Annotated in this window: 15 protein-coding genes; 4 read left to right on the plus strand and 11 right to left on the minus strand. The window is 60.4% G+C overall.

Annotated features, from left to right (window positions below):
• Positions 1-36 precede the first annotated feature (36 nt).
• Positions 37-2,379, plus strand: coding sequence for a polysaccharide biosynthesis tyrosine autokinase (locus QD461_RS10730; RefSeq protein WP_414087930.1), 2,343 nt, complete (start codon positions 37-39; stop codon positions 2,377-2,379).
• Positions 2,380-2,384: 5 nt separating this feature from the next.
• Here QD461_RS10730 and QD461_RS10735 read toward each other — a convergent pair whose 3' ends face one another.
• The 5 genes from QD461_RS10735 to QD461_RS10755 form a co-directional block, all read right to left on the minus strand.
• The gene (locus tag QD461_RS10735) at positions 2,385-3,272 is read right to left on the minus strand and encodes a DMT family transporter (protein WP_414087747.1); all 888 of its coding nucleotides are present in this window, start codon (positions 3,270-3,272) and stop codon (positions 2,385-2,387) included.
• 129 nt (positions 3,273-3,401) lie between these two features.
• Entirely contained in the window at positions 3,402-3,962 is a 561-nt protein-coding gene (locus QD461_RS10740; protein ID WP_414087748.1) for an NADPH-dependent FMN reductase, read from the minus strand.
• 71 nt (positions 3,963-4,033) lie between these two features.
• The gene (locus QD461_RS10745) at positions 4,034-5,260 is read right to left on the minus strand and encodes an NAD(P)/FAD-dependent oxidoreductase (RefSeq protein ID WP_414087749.1); all 1,227 of its coding nucleotides are present in this window, start codon (positions 5,258-5,260) and stop codon (positions 4,034-4,036) included.
• 10 nt (positions 5,261-5,270) lie between these two features.
• Positions 5,271-5,582 (minus strand): MocE family 2Fe-2S type ferredoxin, encoded by a 312-nt coding sequence (locus QD461_RS10750; RefSeq protein ID WP_414087750.1) that lies wholly within the window; start codon positions 5,580-5,582, stop codon positions 5,271-5,273.
• Between the two features lie 25 nt (positions 5,583-5,607).
• Complete coding sequence (locus QD461_RS10755; RefSeq protein WP_414087751.1) at positions 5,608-6,696, minus strand: fatty acid desaturase family protein; 1,089 nt, start codon at positions 6,694-6,696, stop codon at positions 5,608-5,610.
• Between the two features lie 150 nt (positions 6,697-6,846).
• Between QD461_RS10755 and QD461_RS10760 the strand changes: the two genes are divergently transcribed.
• On the plus strand, positions 6,847-7,875 hold the full coding sequence (locus QD461_RS10760) for a LacI family DNA-binding transcriptional regulator (RefSeq protein ID WP_414087752.1): 1,029 nt from the start codon (positions 6,847-6,849) through the stop codon (positions 7,873-7,875).
• A 158-nt stretch (positions 7,876-8,033) separates the two neighbouring features.
• The gene (locus QD461_RS10765; protein WP_414087753.1) at positions 8,034-8,846 is read left to right on the plus strand and encodes a TIM barrel protein; all 813 of its coding nucleotides are present in this window, start codon (positions 8,034-8,036) and stop codon (positions 8,844-8,846) included.
• Positions 8,847-8,882: 36 nt separating this feature from the next.
• Here QD461_RS10765 and nikR read toward each other — a convergent pair whose 3' ends face one another.
• From nikR to cbiE, 3 genes are all read right to left on the minus strand, one after another.
• Positions 8,883-9,320 (minus strand): nickel-responsive transcriptional regulator NikR, encoded by a 438-nt coding sequence (nikR, locus tag QD461_RS10770; RefSeq protein WP_414087754.1) that lies wholly within the window; start codon positions 9,318-9,320, stop codon positions 8,883-8,885.
• A gap of 79 nt (positions 9,321-9,399) precedes the next feature.
• Complete coding sequence (gene cobM / locus QD461_RS10775; RefSeq protein ID WP_414087755.1) at positions 9,400-10,158, minus strand: precorrin-4 C(11)-methyltransferase; 759 nt, start codon at positions 10,156-10,158, stop codon at positions 9,400-9,402.
• A 19-nt stretch (positions 10,159-10,177) separates the two neighbouring features.
• Complete coding sequence (cbiE, locus tag QD461_RS10780) at positions 10,178-11,404, minus strand: precorrin-6y C5,15-methyltransferase (decarboxylating) subunit CbiE (protein WP_414087756.1); 1,227 nt, start codon at positions 11,402-11,404, stop codon at positions 10,178-10,180.
• On the opposite strand from cbiE, the gene QD461_RS10785 reads away from it, so the two are divergent.
• Positions 11,403-12,173, plus strand: coding sequence for a cobalt-precorrin-6A reductase (locus QD461_RS10785; protein WP_414087757.1), 771 nt, complete (start codon positions 11,403-11,405; stop codon positions 12,171-12,173). The two genes, cbiE and QD461_RS10785, sit on opposite strands and share 2 nt — an antisense overlap.
• On the opposite strand, the gene QD461_RS10790 is transcribed toward QD461_RS10785, so the two are convergent.
• From QD461_RS10790 to QD461_RS10800, 3 genes are read right to left on the minus strand one after another with little or no spacing between them, the layout of a single operon-like run.
• Positions 12,137-12,901 carry a precorrin-3B C(17)-methyltransferase gene (locus QD461_RS10790; RefSeq protein WP_414087758.1) on the minus strand — a complete coding sequence of 255 codons (765 nt, stop codon included), beginning with the start codon at positions 12,899-12,901 and terminating at the stop codon, positions 12,137-12,139. The two genes, QD461_RS10785 and QD461_RS10790, sit on opposite strands and share 37 nt — an antisense overlap.
• Complete coding sequence (locus QD461_RS10795) at positions 12,898-13,632, minus strand: precorrin-2 C(20)-methyltransferase (RefSeq protein ID WP_414087759.1); 735 nt, start codon at positions 13,630-13,632, stop codon at positions 12,898-12,900. Before QD461_RS10795 ends, QD461_RS10790 begins: the two co-directional genes overlap by 4 nt.
• Positions 13,629-14,261: a precorrin-8X methylmutase gene (locus tag QD461_RS10800; protein ID WP_414087760.1), complete on the minus strand. Its 633-nt coding sequence runs from the start codon at positions 14,259-14,261 to the stop codon at positions 13,629-13,631. Before QD461_RS10800 ends, QD461_RS10795 begins: the two co-directional genes overlap by 4 nt.
• Between the last annotated feature and the right edge of the window lie 2 nt (positions 14,262-14,263).

A 14,263-nucleotide genomic window follows, 5' to 3' on the forward strand; every position in this document is an offset into this window, starting at 1 on the left:
ATTGTTCATTCAGGCTTCTTCGACAAGGTGGTCGCCATGCATCAGAAGAATTTCACTTTCCACAGCACTCCTTCGCAAGGAGAGCCCCAGGATAGCTTCATAGACCTCGATAAGCTGATGGCGGTCGTGACACGTCGCATCCGCACGATCCTCCTTGCTATGGCCGCATTCGTCATTCTGGCGGTGGCCTATTTGCTCACCGCCACATCGAGTTACACGTCGCAGACGCAGATATTGCTCGATGAAACGATGACGAAATATGCGGAAGACCAACGACCTGCCGCTAGCAGTCAGCAGGCGGATATGGAGATCGCCAGCGCGGTCGAGATCCTCAAGTCGAACGAAATGGCGCTCCGCGTCGTCGATCAGGCTGGCCTCGCCGACAACAACACGCTGCTCAATCCGCCGGTTTCGCCGACAGCCTTGCTCAAATCCGGCGTCGGCTTGATCGTCAGTGTCTTTACGCCTGGCCGCCCGCCGATGACGCCGGGAGAGCAGCGCGAAGCGCAGCGCCAGAAGGTGGCCGCCGTGCTGCAGGACAATCTCAAGGTCGAGCGTGTCACGCGAAGCTCTGTCGTCGCCGTTTCTTTCAGTTCGACGGACAAGCTGCTGGCCGCCAAGGTCACGCGTGCCTATGCCGATGCCTATTTGACCGATCAGTTGAATGCCAATTTCGACGCGACGGAACGAGCCTCCGTTTGGTTGCAGGAGCGCCTTAATGATCTGCGTCAGCGCGCCCAGGAAGCATCACTTGAGGTCGAGAAATACAAGGCCGAGAATGGCCTGACGTCGACCGGCGGCGAGCTGATGTCGGAGCAACAGATTTCGGATTTGAACAAGCAGCTGATCATCGCCCAGGCGGATACCGCCAGTGCTGCGGCGCGTTACAACCAGTATAAGTCGATCATCGACCAAGGCCCGGACAACGCTGTCAAGAACGCGACGATTTCGTCAAACACAACCGATAACTCGGTGCTGCAGGATCTGAAGACGCGTTACCTTGCCGTGGAAAAGCGCGAGCAGGATGTCACACAGAATTTCGGAGCCCAGCACCCGCAGGCCATCGCCCTCAAGGCTGAGCGGCAGGACATTACCCGGCAGATCTATCAGGTCCTTCAACAGCTTACCGCCAGCTACAAGAACGAGCTTGACGTGGCACAGTCGCGCTCGGCATCGCTGCGTGAAAGTATTGAGAACGTCGTCGGCAAGAATTCCGAAGCCAACAAGTCTTTGGTGCATCTGAACGAGCTGAACCAGAAGGCGACGGCGCTGAAGACGCTTTATGAATCCTATCTCGGCCGTTTCGAAGAAGCGACCCAGCAACGTTCCTTCCCGATTGCCAAGGCCCGCGTCATCTCGGTTGCTGGGGTGCCGACATCGCCGTCGAGCCCGAAGAGGACGCTTGTCATGGCACTTTCGGTCATCATTGGCCTGATGGCCGGCTGTGGATTGGCTGCCTTGCAGGAGTTCCGGGATCGCTTCTTCCGTGTCGAAGCCGATGTGCGTTCCGCACTTGGATTGAAGTTCCTGGGCTATCTGCCGCTGCTTGGTCAGCAGGGCAAGAGCACAAAAAAGAAACGCAAGACCAATGTCGGAGCGGATCCGGCAACGGCGGAAGAGCCGGAAAATGGTGTCGCCTTCGAGCGTATCATGCGCATATCGGTCGAAGCCCCGCGCTCGATTTTTGCCGAGACGTTGAGAAATGCCAAGCTCGCCAGCGACGTGATGTTGCAGGGTCGTGCCGACCGCGTCATCGGCGTCGTCTCGGCGCTGCCGGGCGAGGGCAAGTCGACGACAGCCGCCAATTTTGCCGCCCTGCTTGCCAGCAGCGGCAAGCGCACGCTGCTCATCGATGCCGACTTGCGCAATCCGGGTCTTAGCCGAACGCTGAAGTCGCCGCCGCAGGCAGGCTTGATCGAGGCCGTGCTCGGCGAAGTGCCGTGGACGAATGTCGTAAAGGTCGATCCGCGCACCAAGCTCGCCATTCTGCCGGTCGCCGTCCGCGATCAATTGCTGCACACTAGCGAGCTTCTGTCCTCGCAGGGCATGCAGCATCTGATGGAAAATGCACGCAAGATGTTCGACTACGTGGTTGTCGACCTTGCACCTCTCGGTCCGGTGATCGACGCGAAAGCCTTTGCCCCGCAGGTCGATGCCTTCCTGCTGGTTACCGAATGGGGTGCGACGCCGACCAATTTGGTGCGCGACATTCTGGAACAGGAGCCGCAGATCAGTTCGCGCATTCTCGGCGTCATCCTCAACAAGACCGACATGTCGGAACTGCCGCGCTACAGCGATTTCGGCGGAACGGAACGCTATCGCCAGAAATATGTGAGCTATTACACCGAGGCGCAGCCGCGCGCTCAGGTAGATGCGTAAGGCGTCTAGGACTTCGCGGCCTTGATCTTGGTCTTGGCCAAGGCATGTTCACGCCAGATCGTGAACATGCCGGCCGCAACGACGATCAGCGCGCCCAGAACCATGGGCGCGCTTAGTTTTTCCCCGAATATGGTGACGCCGATAATGGCGGAGAAGACGAGCTGCAAATAGGTCAGGGGCTGGATCACCACCGCATCGAGTGTGTCGTACGCGCGGATGAGGAAGTAATGGCTCGATACGCCCGTCAGGCAGAGGATGCCCATGAAGATCCAGTCATGCGGGGCAAGCGTCGTCCAGAAGAATGGGCCTATGCAGCTCATGGCGACGGCACCGACCACGCCCGTATAGAAAAAGCTGGTCATGGCATTGTCCTCACGACTGACGTAGCGGGTGAGGACGACGTAAAACGAGAACAGCAACGCACCGGAAAGCGGCACCAGGAAGCGCGCGTCGAAAACGCCGCTCTCCGGCTTCAAAATAAAGAGCACGCCGACAAAGCCGAAACAGATCGCCAGCCATCGCCGCCAGCCGACTTTCTCACCGAGGATCGGGATGGACAATAGCGCCACCATGAGCGGGCCGGATGAAAATATCGCTTGCGAATGGGCAAGTCCGACGATGACGAAGGACGAAATGGCGACAACGATCTGCGCGGCAAGCAATAGGCCTCGGGCAACCTGCAGGGCGGGGTGCCGGGTCCTGACGTTGCGCCGCAAGCCGCCGGGTGCTCGCGAAGCCATTGCGATGGCGAAAAGCATGAAAGCCCAATAGCGGATCATCGCCACCAGAAGCGGCGGATAGGCGCTGACGAGGTGTTTGGATATGCCGTCCTGGATGGCGAAGATGCTGATGGCCAACAGCGTGAAGACGTAACCGGTACTATTGGATTTCATGGTTTTCGACGAAAGGAAATGTGCGGAGCCCCGGAGGCGCAGAATGCCGGCGCCGCATTCACCTTAGGCCATTCGCTGGGTCAATCATAGGCGTGGCGTTCGCTCTCCGGCCTTCCGAAGGCCTGCGGGTCACGGCTTCTTTTGATTCGCGACGAAAGCGGCAAAGCCTTCGACAAAGGCTGCGAGATTATGCTTCACCTTCTCGTCCACGATGGCGCCGTCGACATCAAAGACGCTGCCGGCTCGCGACACCATCAGCCGGCCGCCAAACCATGCCTCGGCGCCAAGCGTACGCAGCACCGTTAACCAGGCATTCTGGCTGAGGATCGTGCCGAAATTGCCGGGCGAGGCGCCGAGCACAGCGATCGGCTTGCCACCGAAGACCTGCGCGATGTCGCTCGAGGGGCGGCTCATCCAGTCGATGGCATTCTTGAAGACGCCGGGGAGCGAATTGTTGTATTCGGGCGTAAACAGGATCACTCCATCAGCGGCGATGGCTAGCTCCTTGAGTTCACGCACCTTTTCCGGAATTCCCTCGGCAGCTTCGAGATCCGCGTCATAGAGCGGCACGCCATGAATGGTCCGAGCGATCAGCTCGACGCCGCTTGGTGCCAGTTCGACGGCGGCGTGAAGCAGGGCCGTGTTGAATGAGCCTTTGCGCAGGCTGCCAGAAATGCCGAGTATCTTCATCGCTTCCCCCGTTTGCCGTTACAGGAAGACATTTATGGTTTGACGCCTTTCGTCAAGTTCCAGGCGCGATCTTATGCTGCAAGCAACGACTTCAGTTTGACAGTGCTTGCCGCCAGGGCATTGTGATCCGGATGGGCGCGCGCTGCAATCAGCATTTCGGCGAGGCGAATGTCGCGCGCGATGGCATTGCCGCGCCCGATGCCGCTTGCGGCGAGCAATCGCCCATCGGCGCTCAAATGAAACAGGATGAATGCCCCGTTATCGAGGTCTCGCCTTACATGAACGGTCGCCTCATCCGCCAGACCGACGATCTGCAGCGTCAGATCATATTGATCCGACCAGAACCACGGTACGGCGGATATTTCCGCACCTTCTCCCAGCATATTGGCCGCAGCCAGATTTGCCTGTTCCTGTGCGTTGCGCCAGGATTCGAGGCGCACGCGCCGACCGCCGTAAAGTGCCAGGGGGAAGGAGCAGCAGTCGCCCGCCGCATAGATGTCGGCAATGGAGGTTTCAAGGCGCTCATTGACGGCAATACCGTTGTCGATCACAAGCCCCGCTTGCGCAGCAAGCGCGATATTCGGCAAGGCACCGATGCCGACAAGCAACAGATCGGCCGAGACGATTTCGCCATTGGCCAAACGGACAACGATCTTGTCGGTATCCTCTTGCACGGCCTGGATGCTCTGGCCGCAACGGATATTTGCTCCCTCCTGACGATGGCGTTCCGTGATCGCTCCGGCGATCTCCTCCGGCACGCCGCGCTTCAACACCCGCGGCAGGCCCTCGATGACGGTGACATCCGCGCCACGGAGGCGCGCCGTAGCCGCGAATTCGAGACCGATGAAACCGCCGCCGATGATGGCAAGATGCCGGCCGGGATGAATGCCCGTGTGCAAAGCTAACGCATCCGCATGGGTCCGCAACATGCGGATGCGAGGGGACACGCCATCGGCGCCGGGAAAGTTGCGCGCCGAGGCTCCGGTCGCGAGCAGAAGCTTGTCGTAACCGAGTATCTGCCCGTCAACGAGGCTGGTTGTTTTCGAAACCGGGTCAATCGCCGTCACCGTCGCATCGAGCCTTAGGTTGATCGACTGCTCCTGATACCGTTCCAATGTTGCGACGAATTTCGGCTCCGGCGCATCACCTGATCCGCCTTTCGAAAGTGGCGGACGTTCGTATGGGGCAATCGGCTCGGCGCCAACAAGGGTAATCTCGCCCTCAAATCCCTTTTCGCGGAGTGAGAAGGCAGCGCGCGCGCCGCATTCACCTGCGCCGATGATGACAAAACGCGGCATGGTCTCCTCCTCAGAGCCCGATGAAGACGGTGCCGTTTTCGACTTTGACCGGATAGGTCTGCAGGTTGACGCAGACCGGAGCTCCCTTGGCTTCGCCGGTGCGATAGTCGAAGCGGCCATTGTGCTTGGGACATTCGATGATGTTGTCCATGACGAGACCATCGGCGAGATGGATCTTCTCGTGGGTGCACAGGCCGTCAGTGGCGAAATAATTATCCTCGGGGCTACGGTAGACGGCAAAGGTTCGCCCGTCATGGTCGAAACGGATGACATCTTCTTCATCGATCGCGTCGGCAGTACAGACTTCGATCCAGTTGCTCATATTTTCCTCCCTCTATACGTCCAGTTTATTGAGCGGCTGCGGCTGGAAGTCCGCTGTGGAACTCATCGCGATAGGGCCGAGCCGTCGGCGGCAGTTCGCGCTTCAGGAAATAGTCCTCATTACGCAATTGCCGCAGGAAAGCTGGTATCATCTCGCGATAGCCGGACCACATGGATGGGTTCGGCTCCGGCAGGTCGTGCTTGATCATCGCATGCAGCTTCGGCAGCGCGTGATAGGGCACCATAGGGAACATGTGGTGTTCGACGTGATAGTTCATGTTCCAGTAGATGAAGCGGCTGATCGGATTCATAATCACGGTGCGGCTGTTCAGCCGATGATCGATGACGTTGTCGGCGAGGCCGCCATGCTGCAGCAGGCCGGTCAGGACGTGATGCCAGGCGCCGTAGAAGCGCGGAAGACCGATCAACATCAGCGGCAGGATGGAGCCCGTGGCGATCGCCGTCGCTATGGTCACGATATAGATGGCAAGCCAGATGCGGGCGATGCGAATAGCCTTCGGCTGTTCCATCTCGGGTATGAAGGTCCTTTCCGCGGCGCTGACAACCCCGGAAGCGTTGCGCAACATGTCGATGACGGCGTGCCAGGCATCGAGGACGCCAATGAAATTTAGGACGAGGCGGAAGAGATCCGGCGGTCGCATGACGGCAATTTCGGGGTCACGGCCGACGATGACGGTATCCGTGTGGTGGCGTGTATGGCTCCAGCGCCAGGTCACCGGATTGCGCATGATCATGAAGCAGGCGATCTGATAGACCGCGTCGTTCATCCACCGGGTCTTGAAGGCCGTGCCATGGCCGCATTCATGCCAGCGGCTGTCGGAGGCCGAACCGTAGAGCACGCCATAGGCGAGAAAGAACGGAAGACAGACCCAGGATCCCCAGAAGTAGACACCCAGCGCGGCGAAGGCCAGCATACTGCCAAGCCAGATGATGGTGTCGCGGATTGCCGGAGCATCCGAGCGCTGCATCAGCGCCTTCATGTCCTTGCGCACAACATCTGTGTGATACCATTCGGCGGCGGCCAGTCCGGTCTCCACCGCCAGTTTGCCGCTCGCGCCGAGCAGATCGTAGTCACGCTTGATAATCGTCGTCATCCCTGCCTCCTGCGACGTGCAACAGCCCATCGCCCCTGATGTCGGAAACGATAGATCGACTTTTCGCTTGCCTCAATGCGGAAATGATGGAATCTATCAAAACATATCAAATGCAAGCGTCATCAGTGATGGTATATCTCAGGAGCAGCCATGCGTCGCCCAACCATATCGGATCTCGCCAAGGCATCCGGCGTCAGTGTTGCCACGATCGATCGCGTGCTGAACGGACGGCATCGGGTGCGAGAGGAAACGGCACGCCGGGTCTACGAGGCAGCGCAGGAAATAGGGTATCATGCCGTTGGCCTCCTTCGGCAACGAGTCTTTGAGGACCTGCCGCAGTATCGATTGGGTTTCGTCCTGCAGAAGCCCGCTCAGGCCTTCTACCAGGCTTTTGCCAAGGAGATCGCGGTGGCGGCGCAAGCGGTCACGACAGCGCGGATCAACGCCCAAATTGAGTTCGTAACCGCCTCAACGCCGACGGCGATTGTCGAGAAGCTGAAAATGGTGGCTGCTCGCAGCCAGGCCGTTGCGCTTGTCGCGCCGGATTACCCGGCTGTGACGGCTGCGATCGAGGAATTGAAGGAGAAGGGTATTCCGGTCTTTTCCTTGCTGTCGGATTTCTCCACCACTGCGCGCCAGGGCTATATCGGCGTCGACAACCGCAAGGTTGGGCGCACGGCCGCCTGGATCATTGCGCGTTCGGCGCGCCGCCCAGGGAAGGTCGCTTGCTTCGTCGGCAGTCATCGCTTTCTTGGCCATGAGTTGCGCGAAATCGGCTTTCGCTCCTATTTCCGCGAGAACGCACCCGATTTCGAAGTGCTGGATACGCTCATCAATCTCGATACGCCCGAAATTACGCATGAGGCGACGCTCGATCTCCTGAAAAAGCATCCCGACCTCATCGGCTTCTACGTCTGCGGCGGCGGTATGGAGGGAGCGATTTCGGCCATTCGCGAAGAGCAGTTGTCCGGCCAGCTGATTGCCGTCGTCAACGAATTGACGCCGGAATCAAAGGCGGCGCTTGCCGACGATGTCGTCGCCATGGCGATCGGCACGCCGCTGCCGGCGCTCTGTAGCGAACTGATGAACCTGATGATCAGGTCTGTCGAAAGCAATGAGGCCGTGGTCCCCGGGCAGAGCTTCCTGCCGTTTGAAATTTTTCTCTCGGAAAACATCTGAATGGAATGATGGAATTCCATCATTTCTCGGAGAATTCTATCAGGAATGACGGCTGAATCGGATGGAAGAGAAGCATGAATATCGCTAGTGCTTCACAAGCAAGCGCTGCGGATCTGGAATGTCTCTGCGGCCGGAGGCCTTGAGGAGGAATGCCCATCATGAGTTCTATTCGTTTCGCGCTCAATCATATGTGTGCGCCATCCATGAAGCTGGAATCGTTCTTTGCCGCCGCAAAGGAACTTGGCATCGAAAACGTCGAGATCCGCAACGATCTCGCCGGGAACGCGATACTGGATGGCACGCCGGCAAAAGCCGTTAGGGAATTGGCCGTGCGCCAGGGGCTAACAATCATCTCGATCAATGCGCTGCAGCGTTTCAATGAATGGAACGACGAGCGCGCCGGCGAAGCGGCAGAGCTGATCGACTATGCGCGCGATTGCGGCGCAAAGGCCCTCGTGCTCGTTCCAGTCAACGACGGCAGCGGCCGCGAACCGGACGTGCGCCGCGCTAATCTCCGCAAGGCACTGTCGGCCCTGAAGCCGATGCTGGAGGCGGCCGGTATTATCGGGCTTGTCGAGCCCCTCGGCTTTGAGATCTGCTCGCTGCGCCTGAAGAGTGAAGCGGCTGATGCCATTGAGGAACTTGGTGCGAAGTCCATCTTCCGCCTCGTACATGATACTTTCCATCATCATCTCGCCGGCGAAGCAGCAACTTTCCCGCAATTGACGGGTCTTGTTCATATTTCCGGTGTCAGCGATCTCGATGTCTCGGTTGCCGACATGCGCGATCCGCATCGCGTTCTGGTCGATGCAGAGGACCGTCTCGATAATGTCGGCCAGCTACAGTCGCTGCTGTCGGCCGGCTATGCCGGCCCGGCATCTTTCGAACCCTTTGCCCCGACCGTCCATGCCTTGAAGGAACCGATCGGCGCCCTCAAGGAAAGCATGGCCTATATCAAAGGCCAGCTCTGATTGACCTTGTAGTCCGCGGGCAACTCGCCTGTGAGCTCAGTCGTGCGAATGCACTTCGCGATGGTCTGCGCCATGATCCGAGGGGATCAGGTGCAGATTGCCGAAGCGCACGCCTCGCTGCGTCACTACCCTGTCCGCAAAGGCCTTGATTTCCGCTGCCCTGCCTTTCAACACAGAGACTTCAAGGCAATCGTGCTCGTCGATATGAACATGAAGCGTCGAAACTGAAAGATCGTAATGGCTGTGTTGTGCGCTCGTCAGCCGGCGCGACAGATCGCGGGTTTCGTGTTCATAGACATAGGTGAGAGCTGCGTAGCAGCCAGCCTCGCCATCGATGGTTGGCTGGGCGCGCGTCACGGCGTCGCGAACCAGATCGCGCAAGGTTTCCGAACGGCTGGCATAGCCACGTTGCGTGCTGATCTTGTCGATGGTCTCGAGAAGATCATCATCTATTGTGATGGTAATGCGCTGCATCCCCTGATCCTCTTCCGTGACGTGGGCTTCGGAAGCAGACTAGAGAAAATTTCGGCGGGTTTTGCAACGGTTGCTTGAACTATTGCCGGCCGCGGAAGCGTCGCTGATAAGTGGGGTCGTAAAGCGAGCTTTCGCGGAAATCGCTGGCGGAAAGCGACGGGCCGACGAAGATCAACGCCGTGCGCTCGATCGGCTCGGCGGCCACCATTGCCTCAATGGTTGCAAGCGTGCCGCGAACGATCCGCTCGTCGGGCCAAGAGGCCTTGACGACGATCGCAACCGGACAATCCGCACCGTAGTGCGGTGTCAGATCCTCGACGATCTTTGGGAGTGCGTGGATCGCCAGATGGATGGCAAGGGTCGCACCGGTCGCGCCGAATTTCTCCAGCGTCTCGTTATTCGGCATCGGTGAAGCGCGACCGGAAACGCGCGTCAACACCAGACTCTGAGCGACTGCCGGGATGGTCAGCTCGCGCCCGAGCGCTGACGCCGCTGCAGCGAAAGCCGGAACACCAGGCGTCAGCGTGTAGTCGATGCCGTGCCGTTCCAGCCGGCGGATCTGCTCGGCAACGGCGCTCCAGACGGACAGGTCGCCGGAGTGAAGGCGCGCGACATCCTCGCCAACTTTGGCAGCCTTTAGATATTCCGTCTCGAGCTCGTCAAGCGACAGCGGCGCGGTGTCGATGATGCGGGCGCCGGGTGGGCAATATTGGAGAAGTTCCGGCGAGACGATCGAGCCGGCATAGAGGCAGACCGGGCATTTGCCGATCAGATCCCGGCCACGCACGGTGATCAGGTCGGCGGCTCCGGGGCCCGCGCCAATGAAATGCACTGTCATCGCTTTACCTCGTTTTGAACTATGGCTTGATCCACGACCATTGCGTTACCGGCATGGCCGGACGCCAGCCCGTCATGCGGCCGATAGGGGCCGCACGTGCGATATCGATACGAATCAGCGAGCCACCCCGGCGTGCCTGTTCGGCAAGCAGAAGCGCTTCCATTTCGGTCGTGACGGCATTGGCCACCAGCCTGCCGCCCTTTCTCAATTGGTCGATGGAGGCATCGAGTACCCCCGCGTCGCTGCCGCCGCCGCCGATGAAGATGGCATCCGGAACGGGTAGCCCGGCAAGCGCATCCGGCGCCTCTCCCTCGACGACGGTCAGACCTGGTACGCCGAAATTCGCCGTGTTGCGACGGATCCGCGCCGCGCGCTCTGATGATGCTTCTATGGCGATGGCGCGCAACGATGTGTCCGCCAGCATCCATTCGATGCCGACCGAGCCGGAGCCGGCGCCGATGTCCCAGAGCAGCTCGCCGTGACGCGGTGCAAGTGCGGAGAGCGTCATCGCGCGGATCTCCCGCTTGGTGATCTGGCCGTCATGCTCGAATAGTTCGTCGGCCAAGCCGGCGCTTAGCGATAGAATCCTTGCACCTGCGCCGGCTTTGACCTCGACGCCGCAAATATTCAGATCGTTGACGCCGGAGAGGGCGAAGTCATCAGCCGTTTGCCGGGAGGCTTTTTCATGCGGGCCGCCGAGCGCTTCCAAGACCATAAGTTCAGACTGACCGAAGCCGGAGGCTTGCAGCAAAGCGGCTAAATCGGCCGGCCCCTTGCCGTCCGATGTCAGCGCCAGGATCTTGCGGCCTGGATGGAGATGCGGCCGGATGAGATTGATCGGCCGTCCGTGAAGTGACAGAACCGTTATCTCCTGCAAGGGCCAGCCGAGACGCGATGCTGCGAGGCTGAAAGAGGAGGGAGCCGGAATGACGGACATCTCACTGGCCGGAATGCCCCGCGAGAGCGTCGCGCCGACGCCGTAAAAGAAGGGATCGCCGGAGGCGAGAACAACCGTCGGCTCGCCCCGCCGGGCAAGGACCGCCTCGACCGATCTTTCGAATGGTGAAAGCCACTGATGCGTTTCGCCTGTTATCACCGGGCTCATTAGCTCGATATGACGCTCTCCGCCGAAGATGATCGGTGCCGAAGCGATCAGCTGTTTTGCCTCGTCGCCGAGCCCCGCTGGACCGTCCTCGCCGATGCCGATAATAGTGAGCCAACGTTGAACGAAAGATATCTCAGCCATGGGCAAGGTCCGCATTCTGATCCTTGGCGGCACGACGGAGGCTCGTGCTTTGGCAACGTCGCTCGCCGCTCGGACAGACCTTGACGTTATCCTGTCGCTTGCCGGCAGGACTGTCGATCCGGCGTCGCAGCCTGTTCCCGTTCGCAGCGGTGGTTTCGGTGGTGCGGAAGGGCTGGCCCGCTATCTGCATGACGAAGCGATCGATCTGCTGATCGATGCTACCCACCCTTTCGCCGCCCGCATTTCCACCAATGCTAGCGAGGCGGCGGCTCGCAGCGGCGTATCGGCCTTCGCGCTGCGCCGTCCAGCCTGGGTGCCGGTCGAAGGCGATGACTGGCTCTCGGTGCATAGCGTCGCGCAAGCCGTTGCAGCGCTTGGGGCCGAGCCCCTGCGGGTTTTCCTGGCAACGGGCCGGCAGGAGGCTCATCAGGCGAACGCGGCCCCGCAACACCATTACTGGGTCCGCAGCGTCGATCCTGTCGAGCCGCCGCTGACCGTGCCCAAAGTCGCCTACATCCATAGCAGGGGACCGTTCCGGTTCGCAGATGAGCTCGACATGCTGCAGCGGTATGCGATCGACGTGGTCGTCGCCAAGAACAGTGGCGGCGATGCGACCTACGGAAAGATCGAGGCGGCCAGGCGTCTCGGTATCAAAGTGGTCATGATCGAGCGTGCGGAGACCACCGGCCTGCCGGTGGTCGAAACAGTCGCTGCCGCGCTCGATCGGATCGATCATTTCGTCTTTTCCCTGATGAAACGTGGCGTATAGACCAGATCCGGACGACCGTCGCGGGCGACGATGCGCGTCTCGGTCGAGCCGATGATGACACAGGTCGCCATATCGGCCCGCGAGGCCTGGGCATCGCCAAGCCGCGCAACCGTCATGCGCTCATCGGGCCGGCCGGCGGCCCGCCCGAAAATGACCGGCGTGTCCGCTGGCAAGATATCGCGGACGATTTCGAAAGCTCTGCCGAGCTGCCACGGCCGCGCCTTGCTGATCGGGTTATAGAGCGCGATGACGAAACCAGCTTCTGCAACAGCTCGAAGCCGGCTTTCGATGAGTGGCCAGGGCTTGAGATTGTCCGACAGCGAGATCGCACAGAAATCATGCCCGAGGGGGGCGCCGATGCGAGCAGCGACTGCCAGCATGGCCGTGATGCCGGGCACCACCACGAGGTCGATTGCGCGCCATTCCGTCGGACCGTGATCGATCGCCTCACAAACGGCCGCCGCCATGGCAAAGACGCCGGGATCACCGCCGGAGACAACGCAGACATTGACGCCCGCCGCGGCTCGCTGCAACGCCACCTTGGCGCGATCCAGCTCTTCACGATTATCGGACGCTTGGCGGATCTGATCGCCGCGCAGCGTCAGGCGGTCGAGGTAGGGGCCGTAACCGTAGAATTCATGGGCATCCGCGACGGCAGCCAAGGCTTCAGGCGTCGTCTGCGAGGGATTGCCGGGGCCGGTGCCTATGACATAAAGACGCCCGCTCATGGCCTTCCTTCCCAGCCCGGAACAAGAACCAGCGAGAAATAGGGCGCCTCGGCATCGTCACGGCTCGCAAGCGGCGTCATGGCGCCATTTGCCATCGTACCGCGCTCGACATAGATGGCCTCGTTCAGCCGGCCGGCGGCATCGAGCGCGCGGCGGATTTTCGGTAGGTTGCGGCCGACCTTCATGATGACCGCTGCCTGCGTGTCGCCAAGGCGGCGAGCAAGCTCGGCTTCCGCCATGGTTCCCGGCAGGACGGAGAGCACGTCGTCTCCTTGCACCATCGGCAAGCCGGCGAGCGACCAGCAGCCGGACATGGCTGTTACCCCTGGAATGACCTCGGTCGGAAAGCGATCGGCAAGGCGCACATGGAGGTGCATGTAGGAGCCGTAGAAGAGTGGGTCGCCTTCGCTGAGCACGGCAACAGTCTTTCCTTCGCGCAGATGCGTCGCCACCGCTTCGGCCGAGGCATCATAGAAGGCGGTGATCTGGCTGATGTAGTCCGGCGTGTCCTTATCGACCTCGGTCGTAACCGGATAATAGAGCGGCAGCAACGTCACGTCCGCTCTCAGCTGGTCGCCGACAATGGCCCTGCCGTTACCGCCTCTGCCCTGCTTGGCGAAATAGGCGACGACTTCGGCGCGCTCCAGAGCCCTGACGGCCTTGACCGTCAGTAGTTCCGGGTCGCCGGGACCGGTGCCGACACCGATCAGCTGTCCAGAAGGCGCGCTCATAGGCCCGGCCTCGCTAAGGCATTGAGGGCAGCTGCCGTCATCGGACTGCCGCCAAGTCTCCCGCGTACGATGGCAAACGGGACGCCATAGGAATTCTCGGCAAGCGCGTCCTTGGATTCGGCCGCGCCAACGAAGCCCACAGGCATGCCGATGATGGCGGCAGGTTTCGGTGCGCCGTCGCGCAGCATTTCAAGAAGGTGGAAAAGCGCGGTCGGGGCATTGCCGATTGCAACGACGGCGCCGGCAAGCTGGTCGGTCCAGAGATGCATCGCGGCGGCCGAACGCGTATTGCCGATCGTCTTTGCGATTTCCGCCGTACGCGGATCCTGCAAAGTGCAGATGACTTCGTTGGCTGCCGGCAAACGGGCGCGTGTGACGCCACGGGCAACCATTTCGGCATCGCAAAGAATGGGCGCGCCATCACTTAGAGCTTTGCGGGCCACGGCGACGAAGCCGGGCGAAAAATGGAAACGTTGTGCGGCTTCTACCTGTCCGCAAGCATGGATCATGCGGACTGCTACATCGGCCTCGGCGTCGGAAAAGCGCTTGAGATCGGCTTCGCTGCGGATGATCGCGAAGGAGCGTTCGTAGATCGCTTGCCCCTCGCGGATATAGTCATAGTCAGGCATCT

It is taken from the genome of Rhizobium sp. BR 314, from assembly GCF_047445805.1.
GTDB classification, from domain to species: domain Bacteria; phylum Pseudomonadota; class Alphaproteobacteria; order Rhizobiales; family Rhizobiaceae; genus Rhizobium; species Rhizobium lusitanum_B.